The sequence below is a fragment of the Burkholderia territorii genome (assembly GCF_902833055.1).
GTDB lineage: Bacteria > Pseudomonadota > Gammaproteobacteria > Burkholderiales > Burkholderiaceae > Burkholderia > Burkholderia territorii.
Map to the genome: position 1 here is coordinate 1 of NZ_CADFEJ010000001.1, position 13,303 is coordinate 13,303.

Sequence of the window (13,303 nt, forward strand, 5' to 3'; positions counted from 1 at the left end):
GGTTGCCTGTGAAGAATCTTGATGATCTTCCACCTTGGGCACTTTGATGCCGTCGGCCCGTGAGGGTCCACCTGCCTAGCTCCCACCACCATTCACGGGTGGGAGGCGTTCATATCATTTCTCCTTGCTGCCCGGCCGTGCGCGCGGCACCAGGCGATGCGTGTATTCGTCGATCACGCGCATGATCGCTTCCGGAGGCGGCAGTGCCGCGAACTGCATTTCGATGTCGATGTGCTCGGTGTCGCGCTGTCGTGCGTTGCCTTGCGCGTCCTTCTTCGCGGAGCGCGGCGCGAACGTCACGTAGAAGCGGCCACGCTGCTCGTCGTCGCTCGCGATGCCACCGGCCGGCAGTGCCTCGGTGAAGTCGCCGCGCACGGTCAGGTGCACGATCATCCGGTCGAGCGCAAGCCCGCGCGGCGTGGCGAGCGCGACGAGCGGCACCGGCATCGTGTGCTCCGCGTCGAGCGCGACCGTGACCTCGCGCGGTGCGAGCAGGCCGTCGTCGCGCAGATCGAAGAACTGGTCGAGCACGGCCGTGTACTGATGCGCGAGCAGCTGGTTCGCGGCGGCTGCCGCGTGCTGCATCCCGCGTGCGATCTCGTCGAGCGCGATGCCGCGCGGCGGCGGACGCTCGTCGTCGGCCGGCGCGCCGGGCGGCGCAGGCGGGGCAGGCGGGGCAGGCGGGGCAGGCGGCGCGGGCGGCACGCCGCCGGCGGACACACCGGGCGCAGTGCCCGGTGCGTCGTGCATGTCTGGAGCGGCCCCGGCCGGTGAGCCGGTTGTCTCGGGCGGCGCGTGGTGCACCGGATCGGCGGCGATCGCCGCCGGCGCGGCCGTGGCCGTCACCGTCCCGGTATTGCCGGCCGCTGCGCCGGCCGGCGGCGGGATCGTTGCGTCCGGTTCCTGCCCGGCCGCGCCGCTGCCGGCACGCGCATCGCCATCGCCGTGGCCGCCGCCACCCGCGCGGCGCGACCGTCTGAAGAGCCTGAACATGGCCGCTCCGCGCTTACGCGTGCGCCGGCTGCTGGGCGTCCGAACCGGCTCCGGCAGGCGCGGCGGTGCTACCGCCCGTTGCCGACGCATCGCCGACCAGCTTGCCGTCGGTCGGCGTCGCCGGCAGCGGCTTCACGGCCTTCGCGTTGCCTTCCGTGACGACCGGTTTGGTCGCGGCTTCGGTCAGGAAGTCGATCACGCGCATCAGCGCTTCGGGCGGCGACTGGCGCTTCACCTGCGTATGGATCGAGTATTTCGCGCGGGTGTCGGTGCTGCGCGTCTGCTCCGCCTTGTGCGACACGCGCCCGGACACGCTGACGCTGATCGGCCCCCAGCCGAACTTGGCCTGGAATTCACCGCCGGCCTCGGTCGACGACGACGACTTTTCCGATTGCGTGATCTCCATCTCGAAGTCGATCGTGCCTTCCTCGATCGCGATGATCGGGTGAACGATCGCCGCGAGCAGCGGGATGCGCATCGTCTTCTGCACGACGCCCTTCGACACGCCGCTTTCGTCCACCAGCGTCTCGTCGTAGTCGAACTGGACGGCCACGGCCTTGCCGCCCTGGATGCAGACCTGCATCAGGAAATCCGCGTAGCTCTTCGCGGCCTGCGTCTGCGCACTGATCATCGCCTTTAACGGGCCGGCGATCATTTGGTCCATGGGTAAAGCGTTAATCACTGAGCCGATGAAATTCGCGTCCATGAATAAACTCCTCTTCGTGTTGGAGACAACGGAAATTCGTTGTCTTTATTCACGTTAGGAAATTGAAGAGGTTTACCAAATATGACGTCCGTCACGTCCGGCGGCCCGGGCCGGCTTGCGGCGGGCATCGATATGCGCGGCGGGGCGCGGTGCGGACGAATTAGGCCATTCGTCACGGAGCGACGGGCCTAGTGCGCGGCGGCTGAAACAGCGGTAAAAAAAACGCCGGGTAGGGGAAACAAAAAATCTAAACCGAGCATCCCGATTTCGAGGAAACCGCGCAATGAACGTTCTGATGATCGATAGCCCGCCGTTATTCGTCGCGGGTGTGGCGGACGCGCTGTGTAAACGCGATGTCGGCTGGCATGTGTGGTCGGCCCGCCGTCCCGAGGACGTCTTGCGCTTGCGCGACGCGTTGCTGCCCGGAACGGTCGAGGCGATCACGATCGAATACGACGAGCACGCCGCGCGGCCGAGTTGGCCGAGCGTGCTGAGCGAGACGTTCGCCGGCGCGCCGTGGCTGTGCGTGGCGGCGGCCGTGTGCCGCCGCACCATCGCCGATGCGCTGCTGGCGGGGGCGGCCGGCATCATCGACCGGCACGCGAGCGCCGACGAGTTCGCGGATGCGCTCGGCCGGGTCGCGGCCGGCGCGATATACGTGCCGCCGAACGACGGCGGCGCGACGCAGGCGCGCCCGGGCGGCCTGCCGGCCGGCGACGATCGCGCGTTCGAGCGTCTCACGCCGCGCCAGCGCGACGTGCTGCGGCTGCTGGCCGAAGGCAAGTCGAACAAGCAGATCTGCCGCGTGCTCAACGTCGCGGAAGGCACGATCAAGAACCACCTGTACGCGCTGTTCCGTCAGATCGGCGTGAGCAACCGGACCGAGGCCGCATTGTGGCTCGCGCGCCACGTGCCGCCCGAGCCGGCGGCATTCGCGTTCGCGACGGCGTGCGGTTCGCCGGGTTGATCCATGCGACGGGCGCGCCAGCAGGACGGGCGCGCGGCCGGCGAGCGCTGGCTGCGCGCCGCATCGCGCTATTGCGTCGGGGCGTCGGGCGGAAGCGGATCGTCCGCGGCCGACTGCGCGGGGTGGGCCGCGAGCATCGCGCGCGTGAATTCGGCGAGGCGCGCGCGGACGACCTCGGCGGATGCTCCGCCGTCGAGCGATTGCTGGAGGTCGAGCAGATTGGCCGCCAGTTCGCCCTGCCAGTGCGCGCGCTCGCTTGCGGCGCGCGCGCGATTCGCGGCGAGCGCCGCGCCGACGTCGGTCGAGCGATCGCCTTGTACCAGCGTCTCGAGCGTTTCGACGAGTCGTTGCAGCACGCGATGCACGGCCGTCGCGGAGAAGCCGCCGAGCATCGCGAGCGCCGGCCGCCCGAAGTTGTGCATGCTGCCCTGTGCGAACAACTGGGCCGGCAGCATCTGGACGATGATCAGGCCGGCGATCACGCCGAGAATCAGCCGCGCGCCATACGATGCGTCGTATTTCGGATCGTAGGTCGACGCGGCGACGTAGTGATGTGCCTGGAACAGCGTTGCGAACGACGCGCCGAGCCCCGCGCAGCACAGCAGGAACGTCGTGTTCCACAGCAGTTGCATGCCGTTGGATTGCAGGAAGCCTCGCTCGATGTTCTCACCCGACACGTGCGGCGACAGGCTCGTCAGCACGACCGCGATCAGGAAGCCGAGTGCCGACCCGGTCAGCAGCCGGATCAGCGGCACCGGGCCGAGCCACGCAAGCGGGTGCGCCTGGCGCCGGTGCATGTCGAGCAGCGTCACGGCCTGCGGCGTGGCGGGCGCGACGAGCGTCGCGAGCTTGCGGTGGATTGCCGTGAGCGCATGCTGCTGCGCGGGCGTCAGCGGCGTGGCGGTCGACGCGCCGGCCGACGCGCTGCCCGAGCTGGCGGCCGCGATCAGCGCCGCGAGCCGCGCGACGAGTTCGGGCTCGATCGGCAACCCGTGATGGAGCGCGTAGCGCGCCATCGCCTCGCATTCGTCGCACAGCTGCGCGGCGAGATCGTCCGGTGCGCGTGGCGGTGCCGGCAGCGCCGGCCGCGCGCGCCAGCGCCCGAAGCGCGGGGCGCCCATGTCACGGTGCGCCGTCCGGGTCCGGCACGTCCACGTCGAACGCGTGGATCGCGACGCGTTCGCGTTGCGTGCTCGACAGGTGGCGCACGCACGGCGCTTCGGCGCCCAGCTGCACGCGCGCTGCATAAGCATCGAGTGCTTCGTCGGGCGCACGCAGCGGTTTGCAGTCGCATGAATAGCGCACGGAAACGATTCGCACTGGCTGTTTCATGATGGCTTCCGCTCCCTCGATGATGGCGGCGCGGCGCTTCGGACCGCGCCGCCGCGGCTTCAAACGGACGTGATGTCGGTGATCCAGAACCACGGGTTCGCGTACGGCGCGTCGATGACCTTGGCGACGGTTTGTCCGGGCCCCGGATCGAGCGTGCCGGGCACCCAGGCTTCGTAATGGATCGGCGAGAAGTACAGGCGGCCGAACACGTAGTCGAATGCGATGCGCGCGCGGTTGCCGCCGCGAAACATCGCATTCGTGCCGGCCGTGTATTCGACATAGCCCGTCGTTTGCGTGCCGCCGCCGCGCCCGTGCGAATTCGCCTTGAACGCGCGTGCATGGCGCTCGTACAGTTTCGCGCGCTCGGTGAGCCCGTGGAATGGGTCCGTCGGCGTGCCGTAGTTGAGAGTCGGCAGGTAGCGGGGCGCGTTCTGGTGGATCTGGCGCATCGCGCCGAGCACGTCGCCGCCGATATGGCGCCCGGGCGGGCCGCGATCGACGACGTGCGCGGACGTCGCAATTTCGGACATCAGCGCGCGCAACTCGGGCGGCGCGTCGAGCCGCGCGAACGGAATCACGTACATCGGCAGCGCGCAGCCGGTCTGCTGCCTGCCCGCGCGAGGCGTATCGCCGGCATTCGCGATCAGGCCCAGTACGAACGCTTCCCAGCGCAGCGACGTGTTGAAGTCGAGTCCGGACATGAGTGGCTCCTTCGTCGGCATCAAGCCGGCTCGCCGAGCGGGAAACCCTTCGCCGCCCAGTTGTTGAAGCAGGCCGTGCGATCGTCGTTCGGCGCGTAGGTCGCGAGCGTGCCGTCGAGCAGGCCGGCGATCGCATGCTCGGTGCGCGCGAAGCGCAGCGCCTCGGACAACGCGATCACGAGCCGCGTGAGATCGGGCTTGAACGGTGCGGGCTTCGATGCGTCTGCCGGCTTGAGCTTCGACAGTGTCCACACGGCCTGATGGAGGTTGCTCGGATTGATCGTCGGCAACGGGTCGGTCGCGTAGCCGAGCCAGCCGTACGAACCGTCGCCGCCGAGCGCTGTCGCGCCGGCCGGCGTGCCGCCCGGAAACGGCCGGATGTCGAACACGAAGGCGGTGCCGCCCTGGCTGATGAAGCCAAGCGTGTACAGCGACGCGTCGACGGCGGGCCCGTTCCTCGCGGCCTGCCACGCGAGGTTGAGCAACAGCGACATGCGCGGCGCGCCGGTGTCGCTGCCGATCACGACGTCGACGGCTTGCCGCGTCGCGCGTGTGCCGTTCCGGCGGATCGCGTCGCGAAGCGACGCGAGATCGTCCCGATAGTCACTGCCGTTGGTGAGTCGAAGTTGCACGATGTTCGCTCCTGTCGATAACCCGGCGTGGCTCGGCCGTCGAGACGGCGCGCGGGGCGAAGCGAATGCGCTGCCGTGCGGCTACTGTGCGTGGCGCGCGGCGGGCGAACAATGCGGCAGAAGTCACTGTCCGTGGCGTGACCGAACACCCGGGAAGCGGATGTCGGATTCGGTGAGCGCAGGTGGACCGGGCGAAGGGCGCGACGCGCGTGCGTGTGGAGGATCGGCAACATTGGCGGCGTGCTTCATGCGTTGCCGGGCGGCATGAGCGCCGCGCGCCGAAAAGCACAACGGCCAGATTTGCCGGTAGCGGCAAACCTGGCCGATCGCGTGACTGCCGTCGAGCGCGCGTTACGCGAACGTTTCGAGCGCAAGCAGTTCGTCGATCGTCTGCCGGCGGCGGATCAGCCGCGGCGTGCCGCGATCGACGAGCACTTCCGGCGCGAGCGGCCGGCTGTTGTAGTTCGAGGACATCGATGCGCCGTATGCGCCCGCATCGTGCAGGAACAGCAGATCGCCGATCTGCGGCTGCGGCAGCTTGCGGTGCGTGACCACGCCGCCCGCGTCCTGCGTGAACACGTCGCCGGACTCGCACAGCGGCCCCGCGATCGCGATGTCGACGAGCGGCCGGCCGGCGGGCAGCGCGCCGTCGTGCGCGTGCACGGACACCGCGTGGTAGCTGCCGTACATCGACGGACGCATCAGGTCGTTGAAGCCCGCATCGATCAGCACGAAGTCGTGCTTCGGCCGGCGGTTCACCGCCTGCACTTCGGTGACGAGCGTGCCGGCTTCCGCGACGAGGAAGCGGCCCGGTTCGATCTCGATGCGCACGGCATGGCCGAGATGCCGTTCGATCCGCTTGCGCGCGGCGTCCCACTGGCTGAAGTAATGACCGACGTCGACGCGCGGCTCGCCGTCGCGATACGGAATCGACAGCCCGCCGCCCGCGGAGATGGCTTCGATGTCGTGGCCGAGCGACGTGACGAGGTCGACCATCGCGTCGCACACCTGCGACAGGTGGCCGTAGTCGACGCCCGAGCCGATATGCATGTGGATGCCGACGAGCTTCAGCCCGTACTGGCGCACGATCTCGATCGCGCGCGGCACGTCGTCGATCCAGATCCCGTGCTTGCTCTGCGGGCCGCCGGTGTTGGTCTTGTTGCTGTGGCCGTGGCCGAAGCCCGGGTTCACGCGCAGCCATACGCGGTGGCCGGGCGCATGCTCGCCCACGCGCGCGAGCATGTCGAGCGAGCCGGCGTTGACGGTCACGCCGTGCTTCAGCACGGCCGCGAGCGTCGGGCGGTCGATCAGGTCGGCGGTGAACACGACGCCTTCCGGCTCGCCCGCAGGACTGAAGCCGGCGGCAAGGCTGCGCTCGATTTCGCCGAGCGACACGGCGTCGACGCACGCGCCTTCGTCGCGCATCAGTTTCAGGATATGCAGGTTCGAGTTTGCCTTCTGCGCGTAGCGGATCACGTCGAACTGGCGCAATTGAGCGATGCGATCGCGGATGACGTCGGCGTCGTACACCCACAGCGGGGTGCCGTATTGCTGCGCGAGCGCCGCGAGCTGGCGGGAATCGAGAGACATGGCGGAAGAACCGGATCGAATGAACGGACAGGAGAATGATGCGCCTGAATGTCTATACAGTAAAATGCCTGATTATCTCGATTCAATTCACTTCTGATATAGGGAACCATGCTCACACACCGGCACATCGAGGTCTTCCGCGCGCTGATGGTCACCGGCAGCACGACGCGTGCGGCCGAGATGCTCTATACGTCGCAGCCGACGATCAGCCGGGAGCTTGCGCGCATGGAGCAGGTGATCGGTTTCGCGCTGTTCGAGCGCTCGCACGGCCGGTTGCGGCCGACGATGGCCGCGCTCACGCTGTTCGACGACGTGCGGCTCGCGTATGTCGGGCTCGAGCGCGTCGCGGCGACGGCCGCGCGGCTGCGCGAGTTTCGCGACGGGCAGTTGTCGGTGATCGCGCTGCCGGCGTTTTCGCACGCGATCCTGCCCGGCGCCTGCCGGCGCTTTCACGACGCGCACGCGGGCGTCAGCGTGTCGGTGGCGACGCAGGAGTCGCCGGTGCTCGAGGAGTGGCTGACCGCGCAGCGCTACGATCTCGGGCTGACCGAGCACGACGTCGCGCCGGCCGGCACCGTCCTCACGCCGTTGCTCGAAGTCGACGAGGTCTGCGTGCTGCCCGACGGCCACCCGCTGCTCTCGCAACGCGCGATCGATCTCGCGGATCTCGCCGATCGCCCGTTCGTGAGCCTGTCGCTGAACGACCCGTACCGGATCCTGATCGACGAGGCGTTCGCGCAGCTCGGCGTCGCGCCGCGTTCGGTCGTCGAGACGCCGTCGGCCGTGTCGGTGTGCGCGTTCGTGCGGCAGGGGCTCGGCGCGGCGATCGTCAACCCGCTGACCGCGCTCGATTTCGTCGGGCGCGATCTGCACGTGCGGCCGCTCACGCGCTCGTTTCCGTATCGCGTCAGCGTGATCGTGCCCGAGCACCGGCCGAAAAGCCTGCTCGTCGACGCATTCGCCGATGCGTTGCGCGCCGAGGCGCACGCGATTCGCCAGCGGCTCGCCGCGCTGCCCGGCTGACGCCGGCCGTATGATGGGTGTTTCGCTGCACGCCGGGCCATCCTCCTCGTCCTCTTTATCTTCATGGAAACGGAACCTGTCATGACCGACGTTTCATCTTCCGCCGAACAACCGACGCTCGTCGGCGAGCGCATCATGCTGCGGCCGCTCGACGCATCCGACCGGCAGGCATTGCTCGACGCGGCGGCGGACGGCCGGTTGTGGAACCTGAAGGTCACGGTCGTGCCGGGCGAGGACACGGTCGACGCGTATATCGACGCGGCGCTGCAAGGCCGCGCGGCCGGCACCGTGATGCCGTTCGCGATCGTCGATCGGGCCTCGGGCCGCGTGATCGGCAGCACGCGTTTCTGGAAGATCGACCGCAACAATCGCAAGCTCGAGATCGGTCATACGTGGCTGAGCGAATCGGCGCAGCGCACGCACGCGAATACCGAGGCGAAATGGCTGCTGCTTTCGTATGCGTTCGACACGCTGCACTGCGTGCGCGTGCAGTTCACGACCGACGAACTGAACGAGAAGTCGCGCGCGGCGATTCTGCGGCTCGGCGCGAAGCAGGAAGGGATCGTGCGTCACGAGCGGATCATGCCCGACGGCCGCAAGCGCAATTCGGTGCGCTTCAGCATCATCGACGATGAATGGCCGGACGTGAGGGCGCGACTGAGGGCGAAGCTCGCGACGTAACGCGAACCGCGTATCGCGGGCGTCGCGCCGCCGGAGGGGGCGGCGACGCGAAGACGGGGAAGAAGGGCGCCGCGCGCGATGCGCGGCGACGCATCGCGTTACTGCGCCGATGCGAGGTGGTGACGCTGCGCGAGCTTCTGCGCGTCCGCGTAGTGCGCCTGCAGGATCGGCAGCGACTGGCGTGCGACTTCCTTCAGCTTCGTATCGCGGCCGGAAGCGATTTCAGCCTGGAATGCCGAGATCGTCTTTTGCTGGCCGGCGAGCGCGACCTGCTCGATGTATGCCTTGTCGAATTCCGCGCCGCGCAGGTTCTTGATGCTGTCGAGCACGGCCGTGTCCGGGTCGTTGGCCGGCACGTCGACGCCGCGCGGGCTGGCCGCGCGCATCGCCTGGATGATCTTCTCGTCGTCGGTGGATACGCGCTGCGCGAATGCCTTCACCTGGCTGTCCGACGTGCGCGAATTGGCGATGCGTGCCGCATCGTGCTGCGTCGACACGGTCTTCGTGCCGTCGGTAATGAAAGTCTGGTCGGCTTCATGGATGCGCGTTTGCGTGGCAGCGGCCGGCGCGGACGCCGACGGTTGCGCGGTTTGCGCGGTCGCCGTCACGGCGACGAGAAGCAGGCCAGCGGCAGACAATGCAAGGCGCGAGACTTGGGGGAAGCGGTTCATGGGACCTCCTTTCTATCGGGGCTCTGATTAACGGACGGATCGGCTGATCCGCAGCTGTGCGAGAGACCGGGCGCGCCCGGGCCGGACTCGATGGCCGCTCTGCCGCGGCGGCGTTCGAAGCGTTTCCCGGCCCGACTGATTCTAGGAGAGCGCTCAGGTAGCAGGTGCAACGGCGCTGTGGTTTGTGTAACGGTTCGTAAGACGAATCGATGTGCGCGCGAGCGGGCAGGTAGGGCGTACCTGTTGCATGCTTCGTGGCGGCAATTTTTGCGGGGCGCGGCGTGCGTGAAATGGCTGCGACGCGTGCGCGTGTCATCGGCGTTTCATCGGGTTGCGCATGGCGCGCGCCGGCTATTGCGCGACGCGCAGAATCGAATGCGCGATGCGCGCGACGTTCTCACACGCGATCGAGCAATGCATCGAGATGCGGGAGCAGCGGCGTCGCGCAGTGCGCCTGCAACGCAGCGGCGGCCGTGTAGCCCCACGCGACGCCCTGGAAGGCGATCCGCGCGCGGCGCGCCGCTTCGGCATCGCGGATTTCGTCGCCGACGTACAGCACGTCGTCGGGCTGCATGCCGGCTTCGCGCACGAGCGCGCGCAGCCGGCGTGCCTTGCCGAACAGCGGAATGCCGCACGCGAACGTATCGACGCATCGGCTCGCATGCGGGCCGAGCCGGTCGCGCACGATGTCCTCGCTGTTCGACGTTGCGATCGCGATGCGGATGCCGCGCGCGGCCAGCGCGTCGAAGGTCGCGTCGACGCCGGGGAACAGCTTTACTTGTGCGATGCGCGGGCGCATCAGCCGGCGCATGTCGAGCGTCACGCGCGGCACTTTCCACATCGGCACCTCGAGTGCGCGGATGATCTCGCGTGCCGACATGCCGCGCAGCGCAGGACGCAGTTCGGGCGTCGCGTCGCGAAAGCCGTGCATGCGTGACGCTTCCGTGAGTGCCGAGAGAAAGCAGTCGAGAGAATCGGCGAGCGTGCCGTCGAAGTCGAATGCGATGAGTCGATAGGGCATGAAGCGATGCCGGGAGTTCATTGAGGCGGTGACGATATCACCGAATCGGGCGGTGTGGTTCGCGTGATCGGTCGTGCGGGTGCCGAGATTGGCGCTACGCGTAGTGGTAGCGACAGGACACGATGCTGATCTGAAGATCGTCCGCTTCATAAACCAGACGGTTTGTATCGTCGATGCGGCGCGACCAGAACCCGGACAGATTGGCCTTCAGCGGTTCGGGCTTGCCGATGCCCTCGAACGGCGTGCGTTGGGCTTCGCGAATGAGCTGGTTGATGCGCTTGAGCGTCTTGCGGTCCTGCCCTTGCCAATAAACGCAGTCGTCCCACGCGTCGGAAGTAAAGAGCACGCGGCGTACGCTCATTCATCGTCCCCCGCCAGCTTGTGCTCTTTCGCCTTGCCCTTGCGCAGTTGCGCAATCGAGCGTTCGAGGTGGGCGACGTTGGCCGGCGAGCGAAGCAGATGAACCGTCTCCATCAGGCTGTCATAGTATTCCTGCGACATGATGACCGCGTTCGGCGCGTCACGACGCGTGATGAGCGTCACGTCCGCATCGTCGACGACCTGGTCGATGACCGTCTTCAGATTGCCGCGGGCATCCGAAAAATGAATCGTGCGCATGATTTGCCTCAACTTGTACCTTAAGCTGTACAAGTAAAGCACGGGTCACTTTCTGGTACGGAGTGTCGTACGGGTCGCTTCGGCGTCGCTTGTCGCCCGCCGCGCGTCGCGCTATCGTTGCTGCTCCCCAGCCCAGACCGGAGAGCCGACGTGCCAGCAGCCACACCCGCCACGCTGAGATTTTCCACCGACAAGCGCGAACTCGACATCGACGCGATCTTCGATTTCCTGCATCGCGATGCGTACTGGTCGCAGGGCATTCCGCGCGACGTCGTCGAGCGCGCGATCGAAGGCTCGCTGTGCTTCGGCGCATATATCGGCGATCGGCTCGTCGGATTCGCGCGGCTCGTGACCGACCACGCGACGTTCGCGTATCTGTGCGACGTCTTCGTGTTGCCGGCCGAGCGCGGCAACGGCTATGGCCGCGCGTTGATCGATCATGTATTCGCGCAGCCGATGGTGCAGAACCTGCGCCGCATCATGCTCGTGACGACTGATGCGCACGAACTTTACCGGCCGGTCGGCTTCGGGCCGCCCGCGAATCCCGAGCGGTTGATGGAGATTCGCCGGCCCGATATCTACACAAAACGCTGACGGGCGGCGAGCGCATACAATACGCGCTTTCGTTTTTGCCGAAGGGAAGCAGATCATGACCGAACAGGAAGCCGAACAGCTCGCCACGCATCGCCACTACAAGGGCGGCCTGTATCGCTACATCGGCGTCGCACGTCATTCCGAAACCGAGGAATCGGTGGTGGTGTACGAGCATCTGTGGCCGCATGCGCGCGGCCTGTGGGTGCGGCCGGAAGCGATGTTCAACGAGAACCTGCCGGATGGCACGCCGCGCTTTCGCAAGCTGCGCGACTGAGTCGTGCAGGCGGTGGCAGACGGCCGTGCCGCCGCGTAATCGCAGGCGGCACGCGCGTCGCCGTCACCCGTCGCGGCTGCGTCGGCCTTACGCGCTGGACAGTGCCTTCACCAGTTCGGCAGGCGCGTGCGCGACCGTCACCTCCGGCGTGCCATGCCATGCCGCCAGCCGCTTCACGGCTTTCGCGACGTCGGCCGCGAGCCCCGTGCCGAATCGCACGCCCGGCTCGACATGCACCGACTTCAATTCGAACGTGCCGAGCGCGCGATGCGCTTTCGCGTCGACGCGCCCGATCAGCCGGCCGCGATGCAGCACCGGCAGGCAGAAATAGCCATAGCGCCGCTTGTGCGCGGGCGTATAGCACTCGATCGTGTAGTCGAACCCGAATAGCGTCGACGCGCGCCGCCTGTCCCATACCACGGGATCGAACGGCGACAGCAGCGTCGTGACGGTCGAGCGCAGCGTATCGGCCGCGGCGGCCGGCAGCAGCGCGTCGAGCGAGCGATGCACGTAGGCCGGCTCCTTCCAGTCCGCGATCTTCACCGGAATCAGTTCGCCCGCGTCTGCGAGCTGCTCGAGCTCGGCGCGGTACGAACGGCGCGGCAGCCGATAGTAATCGGCCACCCAGTCCGCGCGCACGACGCCGAGCGCGCGGCACGTGTAGTCGAGCAACGCCGGCAGCACCGCGTCGCGCGGCGGCAGGTCGCGCGCATCGTCCCAGCCGGGCAGCACGCGCTCGCGCACGTCGTAGATCCGCTGGAAGTTGCGGCGTTCGGACACCATCAGTTCGCCGGTCGTAAAGAGCACCTCGAGGTGTTTTTTCTCCGGCTTGCGGTCCCACCAGCCGTTGCCCTTCGCACCGTCTTCGCGAATGAAGTCCGCGGACCGCACGGGGCCTTCGTCGCGAATCCGCGCGAGCAGCCGTTCGATTTCCGCGCGATTCCGCTCGTGCCAATCGGCCGCGTACTTCCAGCCCATTCCGGACGGATCGAGCATCTTGTAGCGCATCAGCCCGTATTGCTCGATCGGCAGGAAGCACGCCTCGTGCGACCAGTATTCGAACAGGCGCGCCTCGGCCAGATGTTCGTCGAGCCACTGCGGGGCGAAGTCGCCCAGGCGGCTGAACAGCACCAGATACGGGCTGCGCGCGACGACGTGAATGGTATCGATCTGCAACTGCGCCATCCGCCGGATCGTGTCGAGCACGTCGGCCTTGGTGGCCTTGCGGCGGGGCGGGGTCAGCAGGCCCTGTGCGGCGAGATGCAGCGCGCGGGCGGCGGCGGGCGAGAGCGTAAGCATCGGAGCGGCGGCTGATGATTGCGGTCGGGCACTACTTTAGCGCGAAAGCGGCGTACGTGCGCGACGCATGCACGCAACGCGTCTGACAATGGTTGACAGATGCGCGGCGCGACTTTCCCTATAGTGCAGTCATGGCGCGACGAAATGTGCGCGCAACGATTCCGCTTCCGACGCACATATGTCCATGGCACGCAGGAAGCA

At 67.6% G+C, this 13,303-nt stretch carries 17 protein-coding genes; 5 read left to right on the forward strand and 12 right to left on the reverse strand.

The genetic code is table 11. The annotated features are described in order from the left end of the window. Positions 1 to 114 precede the first annotated feature (114 nt). Entirely contained in the window at positions 115 to 993 is an 879-nt protein-coding gene (locus HW466_RS00005; RefSeq protein WP_239005840.1) for a DUF2589 domain-containing protein, read from the reverse strand. 13 nt (positions 994 to 1,006) lie between these two features. Continuing rightward, positions 1,007 to 1,699 (reverse strand): DUF2589 domain-containing protein, encoded by a 693-nt coding sequence (locus tag HW466_RS00010; protein WP_059449502.1) that lies wholly within the window; start codon positions 1,697 to 1,699, stop codon positions 1,007 to 1,009. Between the two features lie 283 nt (positions 1,700 to 1,982). On the opposite strand from HW466_RS00010, the gene HW466_RS00015 reads away from it, so the two are divergent. Beyond that, positions 1,983 to 2,666 carry a helix-turn-helix transcriptional regulator gene (locus tag HW466_RS00015; protein WP_059449503.1) on the forward strand — a complete coding sequence of 228 codons (684 nt, stop codon included), beginning with the start codon at positions 1,983 to 1,985 and terminating at the stop codon, positions 2,664 to 2,666. 68 nt (positions 2,667 to 2,734) lie between these two features. Here the strand turns inward: HW466_RS00015 and HW466_RS00020 are convergent, their stop codons facing one another. From HW466_RS00020 to lysA, 5 genes are all read right to left on the reverse strand, one after another. Beyond that, positions 2,735 to 3,787 carry a hypothetical protein gene (locus HW466_RS00020; RefSeq protein ID WP_174906042.1) on the reverse strand — a complete coding sequence of 351 codons (1,053 nt, stop codon included), beginning with the start codon at positions 3,785 to 3,787 and terminating at the stop codon, positions 2,735 to 2,737. Between the two features lies 1 nt (position 3,788). Next, positions 3,789 to 3,998: a hypothetical protein gene (locus HW466_RS00025; RefSeq protein WP_151004595.1), complete on the reverse strand. Its 210-nt coding sequence runs from the start codon at positions 3,996 to 3,998 to the stop codon at positions 3,789 to 3,791. A gap of 59 nt (positions 3,999 to 4,057) precedes the next feature. Beyond that, positions 4,058 to 4,699, reverse strand: a complete 642-nt coding sequence (locus HW466_RS00030; RefSeq protein WP_151004597.1) for a hypothetical protein — start codon at positions 4,697 to 4,699, stop codon at positions 4,058 to 4,060. Positions 4,700 to 4,719: 20 nt separating this feature from the next. Beyond that, a complete protein-coding gene (locus tag HW466_RS00035; RefSeq protein ID WP_059769213.1) occupies positions 4,720 to 5,331 on the reverse strand; it encodes a ribosome-inactivating family protein in 612 nt (203 codons plus the stop codon). Between the two features lie 351 nt (positions 5,332 to 5,682). After that, positions 5,683 to 6,921, reverse strand: a complete 1,239-nt coding sequence (gene lysA, locus HW466_RS00040) for a diaminopimelate decarboxylase (protein ID WP_059506668.1) — start codon at positions 6,919 to 6,921, stop codon at positions 5,683 to 5,685. Between the two features lie 108 nt (positions 6,922 to 7,029). On the opposite strand from lysA, the gene HW466_RS00045 reads away from it, so the two are divergent. Further along, complete coding sequence (locus tag HW466_RS00045) at positions 7,030 to 7,944, forward strand: LysR family transcriptional regulator (protein WP_151004599.1); 915 nt, start codon at positions 7,030 to 7,032, stop codon at positions 7,942 to 7,944. 81 nt (positions 7,945 to 8,025) lie between these two features. Beyond that, positions 8,026 to 8,625: a GNAT family N-acetyltransferase gene (locus tag HW466_RS00050; RefSeq protein ID WP_151004601.1), complete on the forward strand. Its 600-nt coding sequence runs from the start codon at positions 8,026 to 8,028 to the stop codon at positions 8,623 to 8,625. A gap of 98 nt (positions 8,626 to 8,723) precedes the next feature. Here the strand turns inward: HW466_RS00050 and HW466_RS00055 are convergent, their stop codons facing one another. The 4 genes from HW466_RS00055 to HW466_RS00070 all read right to left on the reverse strand — a co-directional run bounded on the left by HW466_RS00055 (position 8,724) and on the right by HW466_RS00070 (position 10,935). Continuing rightward, on the reverse strand, positions 8,724 to 9,296 hold the full coding sequence (locus HW466_RS00055) for a DUF4142 domain-containing protein (protein WP_059449511.1): 573 nt from the start codon (positions 9,294 to 9,296) through the stop codon (positions 8,724 to 8,726). A gap of 397 nt (positions 9,297 to 9,693) precedes the next feature. Then, a complete protein-coding gene (locus tag HW466_RS00060; RefSeq protein ID WP_060348335.1) occupies positions 9,694 to 10,317 on the reverse strand; it encodes an HAD hydrolase-like protein in 624 nt (207 codons plus the stop codon). Positions 10,318 to 10,411: 94 nt separating this feature from the next. Continuing rightward, a complete protein-coding gene (locus tag HW466_RS00065; protein ID WP_060348282.1) occupies positions 10,412 to 10,678 on the reverse strand; it encodes a Txe/YoeB family addiction module toxin in 267 nt (88 codons plus the stop codon). Continuing rightward, positions 10,675 to 10,935 (reverse strand): type II toxin-antitoxin system Phd/YefM family antitoxin, encoded by a 261-nt coding sequence (locus HW466_RS00070; RefSeq protein ID WP_014898766.1) that lies wholly within the window; start codon positions 10,933 to 10,935, stop codon positions 10,675 to 10,677. The genes HW466_RS00065 and HW466_RS00070 overlap by 4 nt, the downstream gene beginning before the upstream one ends. 150 nt (positions 10,936 to 11,085) lie before the next feature. On the opposite strand from HW466_RS00070, the gene HW466_RS00075 reads away from it, so the two are divergent. After that, on the forward strand, positions 11,086 to 11,529 hold the full coding sequence (locus HW466_RS00075) for a GNAT family N-acetyltransferase (protein ID WP_151004602.1): 444 nt from the start codon (positions 11,086 to 11,088) through the stop codon (positions 11,527 to 11,529). 55 nt (positions 11,530 to 11,584) lie between these two features. Beyond that, positions 11,585 to 11,803: a DUF1653 domain-containing protein gene (locus HW466_RS00080; protein ID WP_006751720.1), complete on the forward strand. Its 219-nt coding sequence runs from the start codon at positions 11,585 to 11,587 to the stop codon at positions 11,801 to 11,803. Positions 11,804 to 11,890: 87 nt separating this feature from the next. Here the strand turns inward: HW466_RS00080 and HW466_RS00085 are convergent, their stop codons facing one another. Next, entirely contained in the window at positions 11,891 to 13,102 is a 1,212-nt protein-coding gene (locus HW466_RS00085; protein ID WP_151004604.1) for a winged helix-turn-helix domain-containing protein, read from the reverse strand. Positions 13,103 to 13,303 lie beyond the last annotated feature (201 nt).

What these genes read in the sequence shown, in the direction of transcription:
- HW466_RS00005 (WP_239005840.1), bottom strand. Translation starts at nt 993, where the DNA reads ATGTTCAGGCTCTTCAGACGGTCGCGCCGCGCGGGTGGCGGCGGCCAC.
- HW466_RS00010 (WP_059449502.1), bottom strand. Translation starts at nt 1,699, where the DNA reads ATGGACGCGAATTTCATCGGCTCAGTGATTAACGCTTTACCCATGGAC.
- HW466_RS00015 (WP_059449503.1), top strand. Translation starts at nt 1,983, where the DNA reads ATGAACGTTCTGATGATCGATAGCCCGCCGTTATTCGTCGCGGGTGTG.
- HW466_RS00020 (WP_174906042.1), bottom strand. Translation starts at nt 3,787, where the DNA reads ATGGGCGCCCCGCGCTTCGGGCGCTGGCGCGCGCGGCCGGCGCTGCCG.
- HW466_RS00025 (WP_151004595.1), bottom strand. Translation starts at nt 3,998, where the DNA reads ATGAAACAGCCAGTGCGAATCGTTTCCGTGCGCTATTCATGCGACTGC.
- HW466_RS00030 (WP_151004597.1), bottom strand. Translation starts at nt 4,699, where the DNA reads ATGTCCGGACTCGACTTCAACACGTCGCTGCGCTGGGAAGCGTTCGTA.
- lysA (WP_059506668.1), bottom strand. Translation starts at nt 6,921, where the DNA reads ATGTCTCTCGATTCCCGCCAGCTCGCGGCGCTCGCGCAGCAATACGGC.
- HW466_RS00045 (WP_151004599.1), top strand. Translation starts at nt 7,030, where the DNA reads ATGCTCACACACCGGCACATCGAGGTCTTCCGCGCGCTGATGGTCACC.
- HW466_RS00050 (WP_151004601.1), top strand. Translation starts at nt 8,026, where the DNA reads ATGACCGACGTTTCATCTTCCGCCGAACAACCGACGCTCGTCGGCGAG.
- HW466_RS00055 (WP_059449511.1), bottom strand. Translation starts at nt 9,296, where the DNA reads ATGAACCGCTTCCCCCAAGTCTCGCGCCTTGCATTGTCTGCCGCTGGC.
- HW466_RS00060 (WP_060348335.1), bottom strand. Translation starts at nt 10,317, where the DNA reads ATGCCCTATCGACTCATCGCATTCGACTTCGACGGCACGCTCGCCGAT.
- HW466_RS00065 (WP_060348282.1), bottom strand. Translation starts at nt 10,678, where the DNA reads ATGAGCGTACGCCGCGTGCTCTTTACTTCCGACGCGTGGGACGACTGC.
- HW466_RS00070 (WP_014898766.1), bottom strand. Translation starts at nt 10,935, where the DNA reads ATGCGCACGATTCATTTTTCGGATGCCCGCGGCAATCTGAAGACGGTC.
- HW466_RS00080 (WP_006751720.1), top strand. Translation starts at nt 11,585, where the DNA reads ATGACCGAACAGGAAGCCGAACAGCTCGCCACGCATCGCCACTACAAG.
- HW466_RS00085 (WP_151004604.1), bottom strand. Translation starts at nt 13,102, where the DNA reads ATGCTTACGCTCTCGCCCGCCGCCGCCCGCGCGCTGCATCTCGCCGCA.